Annotated in this window: 14 protein-coding genes; 9 read left to right on the plus strand and 5 right to left on the minus strand. The window is 54.2% G+C overall.

Going from position 1 to position 13,848, the window contains the following annotated elements:
* Positions 1-106: 106 nt before the first annotated feature.
* The 8 genes from VK70_RS05255 to VK70_RS05290 all read left to right on the plus strand — a co-directional run bounded on the left by VK70_RS05255 (position 107) and on the right by VK70_RS05290 (position 7,204).
* Positions 107-1,183 (plus strand): HD-GYP domain-containing protein, encoded by a 1,077-nt coding sequence (locus VK70_RS05255; protein WP_025698097.1) that lies wholly within the window; start codon positions 107-109, stop codon positions 1,181-1,183.
* Between the two features lie 242 nt (positions 1,184-1,425).
* On the plus strand, positions 1,426-2,562 hold the full coding sequence (yfkAB, locus tag VK70_RS05260; protein ID WP_025698098.1) for a radical SAM/CxCxxxxC motif protein YfkAB: 1,137 nt from the start codon (positions 1,426-1,428) through the stop codon (positions 2,560-2,562).
* Between the two features lie 18 nt (positions 2,563-2,580).
* On the plus strand, positions 2,581-3,939 hold the full coding sequence (locus tag VK70_RS05265; protein ID WP_025698099.1) for a hemolysin family protein: 1,359 nt from the start codon (positions 2,581-2,583) through the stop codon (positions 3,937-3,939).
* Positions 3,940-4,330: 391 nt separating this feature from the next.
* Positions 4,331-4,555, plus strand: a complete 225-nt coding sequence (locus VK70_RS29445) for a spore coat associated protein CotJA (RefSeq protein ID WP_036641889.1) — start codon at positions 4,331-4,333, stop codon at positions 4,553-4,555.
* A gap of 3 nt (positions 4,556-4,558) precedes the next feature.
* The gene (locus VK70_RS05275; protein WP_025698101.1) at positions 4,559-4,825 is read left to right on the plus strand and encodes a spore coat protein CotJB; all 267 of its coding nucleotides are present in this window, start codon (positions 4,559-4,561) and stop codon (positions 4,823-4,825) included.
* A 36-nt stretch (positions 4,826-4,861) separates the two neighbouring features.
* Complete coding sequence (locus VK70_RS05280; protein WP_025698103.1) at positions 4,862-5,431, plus strand: manganese catalase family protein; 570 nt, start codon at positions 4,862-4,864, stop codon at positions 5,429-5,431.
* A gap of 160 nt (positions 5,432-5,591) precedes the next feature.
* Entirely contained in the window at positions 5,592-6,650 is a 1,059-nt protein-coding gene (locus VK70_RS05285) for a CapA family protein (RefSeq protein WP_025698105.1), read from the plus strand.
* A 296-nt stretch (positions 6,651-6,946) separates the two neighbouring features.
* Entirely contained in the window at positions 6,947-7,204 is a 258-nt protein-coding gene (locus VK70_RS05290; protein ID WP_025698107.1) for an AbrB/MazE/SpoVT family DNA-binding domain-containing protein, read from the plus strand.
* Positions 7,205-7,483: 279 nt separating this feature from the next.
* On the opposite strand, the gene VK70_RS05295 is transcribed toward VK70_RS05290, so the two are convergent.
* Complete coding sequence (locus tag VK70_RS05295) at positions 7,484-8,614, minus strand: YheC/YheD family endospore coat-associated protein (RefSeq protein ID WP_025698108.1); 1,131 nt, start codon at positions 8,612-8,614, stop codon at positions 7,484-7,486.
* 18 nt (positions 8,615-8,632) lie between these two features.
* On the opposite strand from VK70_RS05295, the gene VK70_RS05300 reads away from it, so the two are divergent.
* Positions 8,633-8,812 carry a hypothetical protein gene (locus VK70_RS05300; RefSeq protein WP_025698109.1) on the plus strand — a complete coding sequence of 60 codons (180 nt, stop codon included), beginning with the start codon at positions 8,633-8,635 and terminating at the stop codon, positions 8,810-8,812.
* Here the strand turns inward: VK70_RS05300 and VK70_RS05305 are convergent.
* Genes VK70_RS05305 through VK70_RS05320 form a run of 4 tightly spaced genes read right to left on the minus strand, consistent with a single transcriptional unit; the run spans position 8,802 to position 13,839 of the window.
* On the minus strand, positions 8,802-9,914 hold the full coding sequence (locus VK70_RS05305; protein ID WP_025698110.1) for a YheC/YheD family endospore coat-associated protein: 1,113 nt from the start codon (positions 9,912-9,914) through the stop codon (positions 8,802-8,804). The genes VK70_RS05300 and VK70_RS05305 overlap by 11 nt on opposite strands.
* Entirely contained in the window at positions 9,911-11,284 is a 1,374-nt protein-coding gene (locus VK70_RS05310) for a YheC/YheD family endospore coat-associated protein (protein WP_025698113.1), read from the minus strand. The genes VK70_RS05305 and VK70_RS05310 overlap by 4 nt, the downstream gene beginning before the upstream one ends.
* Positions 11,285-12,460 carry a YheC/YheD family endospore coat-associated protein gene (locus VK70_RS05315; RefSeq protein ID WP_052755981.1) on the minus strand — a complete coding sequence of 392 codons (1,176 nt, stop codon included), beginning with the start codon at positions 12,458-12,460 and terminating at the stop codon, positions 11,285-11,287.
* A gap of 11 nt (positions 12,461-12,471) precedes the next feature.
* Positions 12,472-13,839: a YheC/YheD family endospore coat-associated protein gene (locus tag VK70_RS05320; RefSeq protein ID WP_025700304.1), complete on the minus strand. Its 1,368-nt coding sequence runs from the start codon at positions 13,837-13,839 to the stop codon at positions 12,472-12,474.
* Positions 13,840-13,848 lie beyond the last annotated feature (9 nt).

The raw sequence follows: 13,848 nt of genomic DNA on the forward strand, positions 1-13,848 counted from the left end.
ATAATTGACTCGCTTGCTGTATGCAGCAGTAACGGTATAGATATTGGAATGATCATAAATTTATAGCAAGGCACCCAATTACCGTTTAAGGCAGGAGTGAGCCAAGTTGCGTTTGGTACCGATCAACCGGCTTCAAGAGGGGATGAGGCTGGGCAGAAAAATATACAACGATGAAGGACTGGTGCTGCTCTCGGACGGTGTGGTGCTGAACAGTTCGCTCATTAGCCGCTTGTCCAAGATAGATATCGGCTATGTATATATTCATGATGCGCTGACGGAAGATGTGGAAATTCCGAATATGCTTCAGGACGATACTCGTAATCAGGCGCTGAAGACAATACGCACTCAGTTTCAGGAAATGTCGAGCTCTTCCGGCATTACGAAAGGCTTTTATCATCTGGATAAAAAATTCTCGAAAATTATGGATTCCATTCTTGACGATATGTCCGGACAGGAAGATCCGATGATTATGCTGCACGACATGCACACTACCGACAATTACCTGTATACCCACTCACTGAACGTATGCCTTTATACCCTGGTGCTCGGAATTGCTCACGGCTACAGCCGCAGCGAATTAACAATGCTCGGCCTGGGCTCTCTGCTCCATGATATTGGCAAGACGCAGATCCCGGTCAAAATCGTCCAAAAACCGGGCATGCTAAACGATGAGGAATTTCGGCACATGCAGGCGCACACCGAGATCGGATTCAAGATTCTAAAGGACGAGCCGAACATTCCCCTGATTGTCGCCCATTGCGCATTGCAGCATCATGAGCGGATTAACGGGTCCGGCTATCCGCGCGGCCTTCTCGGCCCTGAGATTCACGAATACGCCAAATGGATCGGCGTGGCCGATTCCTATGACGCCATGACCTCCAGCCGTGTCTATAAAAAGGCCATGCTGCCGCACCAGGCGGTAGAGGCGCTTTATGTCGGTTCGGGTACGCTATACGAGCAGCCGCAGCTGGAGATTTTTCGTGACCGTGTGGCGATTTACCCGATTGGCTTGGGTGTCAAACTCAGCACCGGGGAGTCCGGAGTGGTCGTCAAGATCGACCCGAGTCTTCCCCACAGACCCGTTGTAAGGGTCGTTGAAGGCCCGGAGAGAGAGAAGATCGCTCCTTATGAACTCGATCTGCGCCAGACCCTGTCCGTAATCATTTCCAGCGTGGTGGAATAGTGACGGATACTTGAAAAAGCAGTCGCCGAGAGTCTTATGTGGAGCCGGGCCGCCATGCAGCGGGAACGGGGAAGAAGGCGCCTCCAGCCGGAGAGGCTTTCGCTCTCGTCTTTCGCTGCATTCTGTTTTTTGACCGGTCCGGCCTCTGCGAAACGGGCTCAAAGTTGCGGGGAGATGCGGTTTTTTTTAGAGTTCATGGTATGATATAGGGTAAGACGGAATTTCTGAAGGAGTTACTATACATGAATAGGTTTCAACCGCCAGCCTCAATTACCAAGGAATTATCGCCCAGTTACGATCCCTGGGATCCGATCTCCTCTCTGCAAAGGTACGGTAAGCATATGCTCACCAGTGTGGAAATGACGGTGACGAATCTGTGCAATATGCGCTGCGAGCACTGTGCGGTCGGCGACAGTCTGACGACACGGGAAGGCGAGATGCTGCCGCTTGAGAACATGCTGAACCGCCTGGAGCAAGTGGAGCATTTGGAGACGATCAGCATTACCGGCGGAGAACCGATGTTCCGCGCGGATACGGTGGACAATATCATCGTGCCGCTGCTCAAATATGCGAAGGAGCGGGGGCTGCGTTCACAGATTAATTCGAATCTGACGATGCCGTATTTCCGGTATGAGAAGCTGCTTCCTTATCTTGACGTTATGCATATCTCGTTCAACTATGTGAACGGCGACGATTTTCATGAGGTAGGTTTCGCGGGGAGCGACCATTCCGTGGCAAAAGAGACCGCTTATCGCCTATATGACACAATGCTGGAGAATGCGCAGCGGCTTAGCCGGGAGGGCATGTTCATTTCGGCGGAATCCATGATCAACTACCGGACACACGGCAAGCTGCCGGAAATTCACCGGCTGATCGGAGAAATGGGCTGCTGCAGGCATGAAGTTCATCCGATGTACGCCTCCAATTTCGCGTCTTCGCTTCCGGTTCTGCCGCTGAAGGAGACTGGCGCCGCCATCCATTCCCTGCTTGACCGCCGGAATCCTGAGATGTGGATGCTGTTTGGGACACTGCCTTTTTTTGCATGCAGCATCTTGGAGGAGGACCACGAGCTGCTGCGTCGGCTGAAGTCCGAGAAGAACGTAACGGTACGAAATGATCCGGACGGCCGCAATCGAGTCAATGTCAACATGTTTTCCGGTGACGTGTTCGTTACGGATTTTGCCGACATACCCGCATTCGGGAATATCGCCGAGAGTAGACTGGATGATATTTTTGCAAAATGGCAAAATGAGCATCCGCTTAATCAAATGGTTAACTGCCACTGCGCCAATGCCGGCTGCTGCGGCCCCAATCTGTTGGTGAAAGAAATGTACTACCCGGATATTAATTTTAAATCGAGGAAAGCGATCAATTTGTAGAAATGGGGCGTTGTTATCGTGCATACGGAATTTGAGATAGGAAGTTTAGTACTTAACCTTCTGCTAGTTCTGGTGCTCGTCTTTTTTAACGGTGTCTTTGTGGCAGCGGAATTCTCGCTCGTGAAGGTTCGCCAATCCCGGCTGACGCAGCTTCAAACCGAGGGCAACAAACTGGCGGGTTATGCGCTTAAAGTCAACCGTCAGCTTGACGCTTATCTGTCCGCTACCCAGCTTGGCATTACATTGGCCTCGCTTGGTCTTGGCTGGGTAGGGGAGCCGGCCATTTCGGAGCTGCTTGTGGAGCCGCTGATGTTCAAGCTGGGGGTCACGGACCATACCTTTATTTCGACCGTATCGGTTGTCATCGGCTTCTGCATCATCACCTTCTTACATATAGTGCTGGGCGAGCTTGCGCCCAAATCCCTCGCGATCCAGAAGACAGAGGGCTCCGCGCTGCTGCTTTCAGCTCCATTGATTTTCTTTTACAAGCTGTTCTTCCCGGTTATCTGGGTACTGAACGCGTCGGCGAACTGGCTGCTGCGGCTTGTCGGCGTAGAGCCGGTCAGCGAAGCGGAGGCCGCTCACTCCGAGGAGGAGATCCGCATTCTGATGAATCAGAGCGCGAAGAGCGGCGTGATCGATAAAGACGAAATGAAGCTGATGGACAATTTATTTGAGTTCTCCGACCGTCTGGCCCGCGAGGTGATGCTTCCCCGGACAGACATGGACTGCCTATACACGAACCTGTCCGTGGATGATAACATGCGGATCGTCTCGGAGACCAAGCATTCCCGCTATCCCGTGGCATTTGAGGACAAGGACCGGATTATCGGCTTTGTGCATATTACCGATTTTCTGCTTGCTTCCCGGGAGCAGCAGGGCGATCTGGCGACTCTGGTCCGTCCGATCCTGAATGTGCCGGAATCGATCGAAATCAGCCATGCGCTGAGGCTGATGCAGAAGAATCATTCCCAGATGACGCTTGTCGTGGACGAATACGGCGGTACCGCAGGTCTGCTTACTGCGGAGGAAATAATCGAAGAAATCGTCGGCGATCTGCATGACGAGTTCGAAGATGAGCGTCCCGACGTGGAATATAAGGAAGAAGGCTACATCTCGGTCGACGGCCGGATGCTGATAGAGGATGTTAATGACCTCATAGGCATCCAGATCGAGGATGACGAAGTCGATTCGATTGGCGGCTGGCTGTTCAAGGAACTCGAAGGAAACCCGGCCAAAGGAAAACGCAAAGTTGTTGATCATGTTATCTTCGAGGTCGAGGAATCCACCCGGCTCAGGATTACCCGGATCAATATTCACCGGGAGGCTGCGCCTCTTGAAGAAGAGCCGGCCGAAGCTCAGACTGAGAACGAATAATGAAATGAAGCGCATCCTGCATATTCATACTCCCGCAAGACTCGCCCCGCGCTAAAATGGCGCTTTTTACGGGGCGGGTTTTTTAATTTTCCAGAAAAACGTCTTATTGGCGCACGGACCTCATAAATTAGTTACGAAGATATTCCCGTGTGGCTTAGCTTTACAAGCCAGGAAGAAAGCGAAGGAGGAATAACCGTTGAGCACTCAACCGTTGAATTCTCAAGCGTTGAATCCCCAGGCGTTCAATCCCCAGGCATTATATCCCCAAGCGCCGAATCCATTGGTGTCAAATCTCCAAGCGCCGAATCCATTGGTGTCCAATCTCCAGGCGCCGAACCCTCTGGTCTCCAATCTCCAGGCGTCGAATCCCCAGCCGTTAAATGCCCAACCGTTGAATCCCCAGGTATCTCAAGAACGCTTCTATACGCCGTTTAGAGGGCCGTTCGACCCTTGCCCGCCGATTCCTTACAAGACCTATGTTGTTCCGCCTCATCTGTTTCTTGGCTTTCAACCGCCCAATCTGCCGCAGTTCAGTCTTCCGGAGGCGCTGAGATTCGGTACGCTCTGGCCTGCACTGTTTAGTCCGTATTCACCTCAAATCAGAGGGGGGAATTAAGAGATGGATACGAATCCCTACGATCGCCGTTACTATGAGCTGCTGGAGCAGCTGCAGACGCTTGATTTTGCGCTGGTGGAGCTGAATCTGTATCTGGATACTCATCCGACCGATCTGAAGAGCATCCAGCAGTTTAACCAGCTTACCCAGGAGCGCACCCGGTTGGCAAAACAGTTCCAGGAGCTGTACGGTCCGCTGCAAAACTTTGGGCGCGCTTATTCGAAATGCCCTTGGGAATGGAATCAGAGCCCCTGGCCCTGGCAGGTCTAGGCAAGCCTAAACGAAGCGAAAAGGGAGGTTATGCGTGTGTGGATATATGAAAAAAAGCTGCAGTATCCGGTAAGAGTGAGCAAGTGCGACATCCGGATGGCAAAATATCTGACCGAGCAGTATGGGGGCGCGGATGGGGAGCTGGCCGCCGCTCTACGCTATATGAATCAAAGATATTCCATCCCGGATAAGATTATCGGGTTACTTACCGACATTTCAACGGAAGAGCTGGCCCATTTGGAAATGATTGCAACCATGGTCTACAAGCTGACCAAAGACGCGACCGTAGAGCAGCTGAAGGAGGCTGGACTCGGCGCCCATTATGCCAACCATGACTCGGCTCTTTTTTACGAGAATGCTGGAGGCATGCCGTGGACGGCCACCTATATTCAGGCCAAAGGGGACCCGATTGCCGATCTGTACGAAGACATTGCCGCAGAGGAAAAAGCACGGGCTACATACCAGTGGCTGATCAACATGACCGATGATGTGGATCTGCAGGACAGTCTCAAATTCCTTAGGGAGCGGGAAGTTGTACATTCGCAGCGGTTTAGAGAAGCCGTCGAGATTCTCAAGGAAGATCAGGAGTGCAAGAAGATGTTCTGAATCGGAAACAACAGTCTCATATTCCACTTTGATGTGGATTATGGGACTGTTTTTGGGTCCTTTCTTCCAGCACTTTAATAGAATGGTTCGATATAGTAGAATAGGATAGGTGTTGGGATTGTCTGCATGAAGAGCGATAGATAATAGAGAGGGGATCCATTTGCGAAAAATTTCAGCAATCATCATTGTGATAATGCTGGTCCTAAATACGAAGGCAGGGATTGGAGCGGCGGCATCCGCTTCCACTAAAGCAGCAGCTTCGGACGGCGTCAAGCTGGTGTTCGCCGGTGACATTCTGCTTGACGGTTATGTCGGCGATCAGATTGCAAAATACGGGGTAAACTACCCCTTCCTCAAAGTGGCGCCTGTGTTGAAGCAAGCGGATGTAGCCTTCGCCAATCTGGAAACGCCCGTTTCGACAAGAGGCCAGGCGTCGGATAAAACATTCGTGTTCCGGTCCAAGCCGGGTACGCTCGCTGGGTTAAATTATGCCGGAATTGACGGGGTGACCGTGGCGAATAACCATATCCTTGATTACGGGCAGACGGCGATGCTGGACACTTTGTCCTATCTGGACAGTTATGGGATAGGCCGCACGGGAGCGGGCCGGAATATAGAGGAAGCGTTCAAGCCTTACACCAAGACTGTGAACGGCAAGAAGATCGCCGTGCTGGGCGTAAGCCATGTGCTGTCCGGCCCTTCGTGGTATGCGGGCAAGAACAAACCGGGAGCGGCCTCAGCCTACACCGCGGAGCCGCTGCTGAGCATGATCAAGCAAGCGGCCAAAGACAGTGATTTTACAGTCGTATACATTCACTGGAATCAGGAATTCAAGGATTATCCGCTGCAAGAATCCCGTAAGCTTGCCAGACAGATGATCGACAGCGGAGCGGATCTCATTATCGGATCGCACAGCCACTGCTTGATGGGTATTGAGTACTACAAGCACAAGCCCATCTATTATTCGCTGGGAAACTTTGTATTCAACCGCTCCACGCGGGGCGGAGAGAAGACGCTGGATTCAATGCTGGCCAATTTTCAAATTGCCGGGGACAAGCTGTCTGCGAGTATAACGCCGGTCAAAATCACGCGCGGCCAGCCGGTATTTATGGATGCAAATTATAACAAGAAGATTATTCAGACGCTGAACAAGCTGTCATATAACGCTTCCGTTGATTTAAAGGGCAATGTGTCCGAGAAAAATACAAGCGTAAAGTGACAGCTAGGAGTGGTGGCCTCATGGCCGCTGCTCTTTTTTATTTGGGAATTATGCTATAAATATTACTTATTTTAGGTTAAGTTTTAGTAATCTACTGGAAATTTGTCGAATTTGAGCAAAAATATTTTATCCATTTTGTCGATATGTATCAAAAAATGTAGAAATATGATTTGACAGGAAAGATTCAGCACCTTACAATTCAAATTAGAGTGAAAACACTTCTAACTCTTAATGGGACTTAAGCGTTTCCATATGTAAATGATTATAAAAAGTGTTATATCGAGGGGGATACTGGGATGAAGGCAACAGGAATTGTAAGAAAAGTGGATGAGTTGGGACGTATCGTTATTCCGATTGAGCTGCGCCGCACAATGGGGATCGATATCAAGGACCCGCTTGAAATTTTTGTCGATGGTGAGAAGATCATTCTCAGAAAATATGAACCGACTTGCATTTTCTCCGGAAGCTCGGAGAACCTGATTAACTTCAAAGGCAAGATGGTCAGCCGGGACATTCTCGACGAGTTGATTGAGAGCTTTAATCAGGCAAAATGAGAGGAACCGGGAAGATTGGGCGTCTGACGCGCCGGGGAACAATCTTTCATAAGAGGCTGCCCGTGCACCGGGCTAACCGCATAAAGTTAACGAACGGCAGGATGGCAAGCTCCGGATGGAACAGGCCGCCTGCCGTTTTTGATTTGGGAAATCACTTGCGTTTGAAGTGGATGACGCTCTACCGAATAGACCCCAACATGGAACCGTCTACCACGCCCAAGGCGTTGGAGAGGGGTTCGCTTGTTGGGGTCTTGTGCCGCCGGCACTTTCGCTCGGCTGTTACTCCTCGATTTTCTTCGAGGATGAAGGCGTCAGCTTCGTGCGGTACACCCAAAGCGCATATTCCAGCGGCTGCTGAAGCGCTTTGTGGTAGGTGTCCCTTTCGCCGGCTCTTGAGAACACCTCGCGGGCCGGTTTGGGGTTGACCTCCAGCACGAAGACTCTGCCTTCCCGGTCGATGGCAAGATCAAGCGCCAGCTCGCATAAAGTGCCGAAGCTGTCTTCCAGAAATGAAGCGGCATCCAGTCCGAGCTGCTCGGCTGTTTGCAAGGTTTTTGCCGCTTTTTCGCTGCTGCCCAGCCATTCTTTGAGCAGCGTCTCCGCTTTTACAGCGTGCCCGCCGCCGTGCAGGTTGGAGGTCACGCTTTTAGCCGCCCCTACACGGCCCGCTATTCCGGTCAGCTCCCAATTGCCTTCGCTGTTCTTCTGAACGAGCATCCGGTAATCGTGGAATCGGCCGTTCGGAAGGCGCAGTGGAATCCCCTGCTGGATCAGGAAACGACCGCCGATGCACCATTGGCGTACGATGGACTCGAGCCGAGGCAGCGACACCTTGCGCGGCGGGATAATCCGGCGATTCTGGCGGCGGCCCTGGATATCGAACATTCCGCGAGCCTCTTTGAGCCGCTCGATGCGCAGAATGCCTCTTCCGCCGGTGCCGTTTATCGGCTTGATATAAATTACAGGGCTGGCCTTAAGCATTTGATGCAGATCCGAGGAAGAATGGTACAGCAGTGTAACCGGCATATGCGGCCGGAACCGGCCTTTTTGCGAGAATGTCTGATGAATCGTCCATTTGTTGCGCAGCGGACGGTTCAGGAAGGTAAGATGACTGTAACGCGAGCGGAAGCGCAGCAGCTGCTGGAACCGCTCGCTGCGCTGAATGCGACAGCGGTCGTAGATCATGTCGGGAAAGGTCCGCCATTTACGGCTCCATCTGCCCGTTCCGGGATCGAATACCATTGCATTAATCCGCTGCTTTCCGCTATCGACATCCATCGGCGTGAACACGAAGACATCAAGGCCGATCCGTTTGCCCTGGGTGATCATTTTGCTGTATACGCTTTTCTCTTCGAGCTGCTTAGCGTTGTTCAGGTATAGGGTAAGAATACCTAAGACGGGCTCTGGCACAGGAGTTCACCTCCTTGCATGAAAATGGATGCCCGGCTCGGCTCCGCCGCCTGCACTGCTGCTCCGTCATCTCCGAACGGCGGCTCTATAGATTGCAGGCAAAGGGCTGACGCGCCTGAGGGTCCGGGAGTAAGCGCCACGCCGGCGGCAAATATGGGGGATATCCGCATCTGGTTTGTCACGTCCTTTACGGGATGATTGCGGTTTGGCGGGCCAGGTGCTGGCTGTAATAGAAGATTCGTTCCAGCGAGAGCTTCCGGATGTCCGGTTCGTCGAATTTCATCGGCCGGGAATTGGCTTCGAAGAACCACAGTCCGCCTTTGTCGTCGGCTCCAAGGTCCATGGACATTTCGCCCAGCGTATAGCCGGAAGCGCGCTCGATCTGCCGTGCGATCAGCAGGGCGGTGGAAGAGAGATTCTTCAGGATGGATGCGGTCCGTTCGGGGCCGAACGTCGCTTCCAGCATCTTGGACGGGTCTTCGACGCTGCCGCCGCGCGGGACATGGGTCGTAATGCTGCGGGAACCCGCCAGTCTTGCGCCGATGCCCGTTACCGCCCATCCGCCTCTGCCGTTTTTCTGCAGAAGCACGCGCAGGTCGAACGGTCTCCCCTTACAGGTCGCAAGCTCAATCGCCTGCTGGACAATATAAAGGGAGCCGCTGCGTTCCTTTCCGATGCGGGTCCACAGGCGTTCCAACGACGCCGCTTTATACGTTACGTTCTTTTTCCCGGTTTGGATTTGCAGGCGGTACGGCAGAACGCCATCGGCATAGTATTTAAGCCGCATGATCCCTTTTCCGGCTTTGCCGCTCTCCGGCTTGAGATACAGGCTGGTGTGGGTCTTCAGCATCGAAGACAGTGTTCGTGAGCTTCTCAGCCGTCTCGTAGCCGGCACATGACGGGAAGTGGCGTTCGAGCCTTTGAGCCATTCGAATAGACTCCATTTATTAAAAAAGTACGGATTGTACAGCCGAATGCCCGGGTGTTCCAGACATTCGGCGATTTTACGGGCCACCGCGGGCTTGGCTTCATCCTCACGGGTTGGGATGCGGTTGTAAATGATCTGCGGGAAAGGCAGCTGGACGGCGGTCCACGACCTGCCCGGACCCGGAACGTATCCGGTAACAGTGGAGCTCTCCAGCTTCAGGTCGCGAACGGTAACGACATAGGCGAGATAGCCGAGCTCTCTGCCGGTGCGAATGATATCACGAAAATTCTGATGATTGCCTCGGAACAGTCTGGTCTTGTCGCTGGTCGTCAGAATGGCGATGACCGGTTTGTCATCTGTCCGGATGTTCACATATCATCCCTCCTGCGGAACTTGCTGAGGTATAGGCAGTGCTCCAGAATGTGCTCGATGGAGGCCTTGCCTTCAGCGCGCAGGGACGGATGGCGAAAGATAGACCGTCCGGGTTTGGCATTGGCCTCGAACATCCAGATATCTTCATCCTGGTCGATGCCGAGATCGAAGCCGATCTCGCCAATCAGATGACGGTGTTGGATTTCCAGTGATTCCGCCAGCCGGATGGCCGTCTGCTTCGCCCGCTGCAGCACCTCGTCCGCTTTGGCTCCGAATACGCGGCCGAGGGCCTGTTGCGGCGTAAGAAGGGAGCCGCCGTTCTTCAGATGGGTGGTTACGCTGCCTCGCCCGGCTTTTTTCGCTCCGATCCCGACCACGACCCACTGGTTATTGCCGTTCTTATGCATATGGAACCGGAAGTCGATCGGGCAGCCGTCGATTTCGATCAGCCGGATGCCCTGCTGAACGACGTAGCTGTTCAGGCTGCGTCCATTTCGGGACCGCAGCTGCCGCATCAGACTCTCGAAGGTGGAGAAGCGAAGCAGCACATTTTTGCCTCCCTGGCGGTAACGGGCGAAATAGCCTCGTTTGGGCAGATAGGTCAAGCGGTAAATGCCGTGGCCTAGACTGCCGGCCGAGGGCTTGTAGTAGACAAAATGATGGCGCTCAAGCATATCCTTAATCAAGTCGGGTTCCGGGCTGCTGTGCGTTTCGGGGATGTGTTGGCTCGCGAAGCTGTCACCCTCAAGCAGCCGGTAAATATCGGATTTGTCGAAAAAGCTCCAGTTGAAAAAAGGGATTTTCTTGCGGGTAAACCGTTCCCGAAGCTGGTTGATTGCCGTGGAGGTTTCCGCCCGCCTGCTGGGCAGGCGGTTGTAGACGACATCGGGCAGAGGCACCATCTTGCGTTCGAACTTGCCGCTCTCCGTCAGAAAGTAACCATACACGCGCTCCTGCTGCCAATTAATATCACGGGGCATGAACGCGAAGATGTAGCACATATTGCTGCCTTGGCGCAGCAGCTGCTTGATGAAGCCCGTTCGTGAACCGAACGGCTGACCCGGAGCAGCCGGACCGTCAGACAGGACTCCAACGAGCGGGCCGAGCTGAACCTCGTCGTTCTGAAGGTTCCGTAAGTAGACGCTGCCCGATTTAGGCACTTTGATAGCATCTTGAACGCCCGAAGCCAGAAAAAGATGCTTGCCTGCGCGCTTAATCGGTTTAATCACCGCCGGAATGGCGTCTTTGCCGAGCCGCAGCCGGATGTTCTTCTTCCCGGACAACTTCAGGCTTTTCATCAGCGACCCCGAGATGTATACGACCCTTTGGGGCTGCTTGGTGAAATGGACATTGCAAAATGTGAGACCCATTTATGAATCCTCCTTAGGCACCATAGATATCAATTTTCCGGATAATCCGTACCCGCCTGCGGCTGTGCGGAGAGGTCGCCGCCGTGTCAGCAGCAGATACCTTGCGTAAGAAAGCGGGTTTTCGGCCGAGCGCCGTGCTGCGTCTTGATCGCCAGTTAGCGTAAAGGCCGAACGGCCCGGCTTGGAGTTCGCTTCCAGCAGCCAGATTCGGCCGCCGGGATCGATGCCGAAATCAAGCCCAAGCTCGCCGAGCCGCCCGCAGCCAGCTTCCAGCAGCGGCGGAAGGTAAGCGGCCGCAAGCGTAAGCTCTCTTAAAATTTCTTCCGCCGCCCCGCCGTATTGCTTCCGCAAAAAGGAGGAGGGATGCACTGCGGTTCCTCCGCCGTGAAGGTTCGAGGTGAGCGACCCGCGCAGGCCAAGGCGGACCGCCATGCCGGCGAGCGTCCAGCGTCCGCCGCCGTCCTTCTGCATGAGCACGCGGAGATCGAACGGCTGTCCGCCGCTGCCGCTCAATTGCAGGAACGGCTGCATGATAAAGCCTTGGCCGCCGATAAAGCGGTCAATCCATTCGAGCCCCCTGCGGCGCTCCTCAAAGCCTCGGATGATCTCGCGGTTCTGACCGTCCCGGCCTCTTACAAGAAGTCCTCCGGGCGACGCTGCGCAGGGCGCCGCATGCAGGGTACGCCTTCCGTGTGTGCCTGCCCGGGGTTTCAAGAAGACCCCGTCTTCTCTTTCCGCGAGCATATGCTCCAGGCTGCGGCTGCCGTCATACCGTTTAGTCTCGGGCAGCAGTGCGGATGCTCTGCGGTTTCGCTGCAATATTTCATACACCTTCCATTTGTCCGGCAGCCCCCGTGACCATGCCAGGCTGCCCGTCAGCGCATTCAGGGCACGGGAGGTGCTGCGTCTTTCTTCCGGACTTCGGCAGAACATCCGGTTATATACAATGTCTGGCGCCGCCGATGTCGCTGCGCGCCATTCTTGGCCGCTCCGGATGAACCCGCTCACCGTCCGTCCATCCTCCGACACGCCATCCGGCGTGAATAGGATAACGCGCAGACCGTATTTAGGGGCGGCCCGGCAGAGCAGGCTGCAGAAGACGGGTTCGGCCACCGGTGAATCCTTGCTGCCCCCTCCGTTTAGGACGCCGAGACAGCCCAGTTCGCTCACAGGCATAGCGTCCTCCTTTATAAGCCGGCAAGGTAGCGGCAGTATTGGATCATCTGTTTGACGGATGGCCTGATCTTTGTTTCGTGCAGCGGAGTGTTGTCGTTCTTCGATGGTTTGGAATTGACTTCCAGAAGCCAGATTCGGCCCGATTGATCCATTCCGAGATCGATGCCCAGTTCGCCAAAATGGGCGGGGATGTGGGCCTCAACTCCTTTGGCTATAGCCAGCGCCGCCCGGGGCAGCTGAAGATTCGCGCTTTCCTTGGCGCCGGGCGGGATAGTGCTTTTGCCAACCGCCTCGCGGACAGTACTGAGGCTGCCGCCCCGGGCCAGGTTCGAGACGAAGTGGTTGTTCCCGGCGGTGCGGGCGACAATCGAGGTGACATGCCATTTTCCAGCGCCGTTCTTTTGCACAAGCGCGCGGAAATCGACCGGCCTGCGTCCGATTTCCATCAGCGGCAGGCCCTGCTGGATCTGAAAGCGGGTGGTCTTCATCTTTGGGGCGATGGCTTGATACAATTTGGCAAGACTCGGATAGTTCTGCTTACGGGTGCCCAGCGGAGTCGTGGACAGCAGCCTGTAGCCGCCGCTTTCTTCACGGGAAATCCGCAGAATGCCTTTGCCGAGGCTGCCGCGGACCGGTTTGAGGAACACCACGGGATAATGCCCGCACATTTTCTTAAGGATCGCAAATCCGCTGAACGAGTGGGACTCCGGCAAGTACCGCTGAAGGGTGGGGTCATGCCGCAGAGCTTCGAACACCTCGGTCTTGTCGAGAAATTTCTCATTGAAGAAATGGGTGCCGTACCGTGATTTTACTTCCGCCAAAAAATGCTGTACGCTAGGTTTATTCTCCGCTTTACGCGTCGTTAGCCTGTTATTGATGACGTCGGCGATGGGCAGCTTCGATCTTTTCCAGCCCTCGTCATACACCCAGCCTGAAATAGTAGAACCGGCGCCTTCCAGCGCTTCAGGCGTAAAGAAATAGACAAAAGCTCCTTGCGCACGGCAGGCGTTCGTCAATTCACGGCAGAACAGGGTGATCGGACCGAACAGCCTCTCGGGATGCTCGGGATTCTCCCGGCTGACGAGCACACCGATCATCGGCCCGAGCCGGAGCAGCCGGCTTCCGGCAATGTAGGAGACGTTCAGAACATTCCGGGCCCTCCACCCGGTCTTTCGCGCCAAGCCTTCGCTGACGCGCAGGCTGTCGGATTTAGGGGCCGGAATGACAGTAACCTCTTGACGGAAAGAACCGAAGGCCAGATGGACCGGTCCGTGCGCGGGGATTTTTAGTTTTTTGATGAGCCGGTCGCCGAGCATAACAGCGTTCTCCTGCAGAATGCCCGAGTGCACCGTATGGACCGGGATCTTTAGCTTTGACATCGTGGATCT

Source organism: Paenibacillus durus ATCC 35681 (assembly GCF_000993825.1).
GTDB classification, from domain to species: Bacteria; Bacillota; Bacilli; order Paenibacillales; family Paenibacillaceae; genus Paenibacillus_AQ; species Paenibacillus_AQ durus_B.

What these genes read in the sequence shown, in the direction of transcription:
- VK70_RS05290 (WP_025698107.1), top strand. Translation starts at nt 6,947, where the DNA reads ATGAAGGCAACAGGAATTGTAAGAAAAGTGGATGAGTTGGGACGTATC.
- VK70_RS05275 (WP_025698101.1), top strand. Translation starts at nt 4,559, where the DNA reads ATGGATACGAATCCCTACGATCGCCGTTACTATGAGCTGCTGGAGCAG.
- VK70_RS05300 (WP_025698109.1), top strand. Translation starts at nt 8,633, where the DNA reads ATGAAAATGGATGCCCGGCTCGGCTCCGCCGCCTGCACTGCTGCTCCG.
- VK70_RS05315 (WP_052755981.1), bottom strand. Translation starts at nt 12,460, where the DNA reads ATGCCTGTGAGCGAACTGGGCTGTCTCGGCGTCCTAAACGGAGGGGGC.
- VK70_RS05310 (WP_025698113.1), bottom strand. Translation starts at nt 11,284, where the DNA reads ATGGGTCTCACATTTTGCAATGTCCATTTCACCAAGCAGCCCCAAAGG.
- VK70_RS05320 (WP_025700304.1), bottom strand. Translation starts at nt 13,839, where the DNA reads ATGTCAAAGCTAAAGATCCCGGTCCATACGGTGCACTCGGGCATTCTG.
- yfkAB (WP_025698098.1), top strand. Translation starts at nt 1,426, where the DNA reads ATGAATAGGTTTCAACCGCCAGCCTCAATTACCAAGGAATTATCGCCC.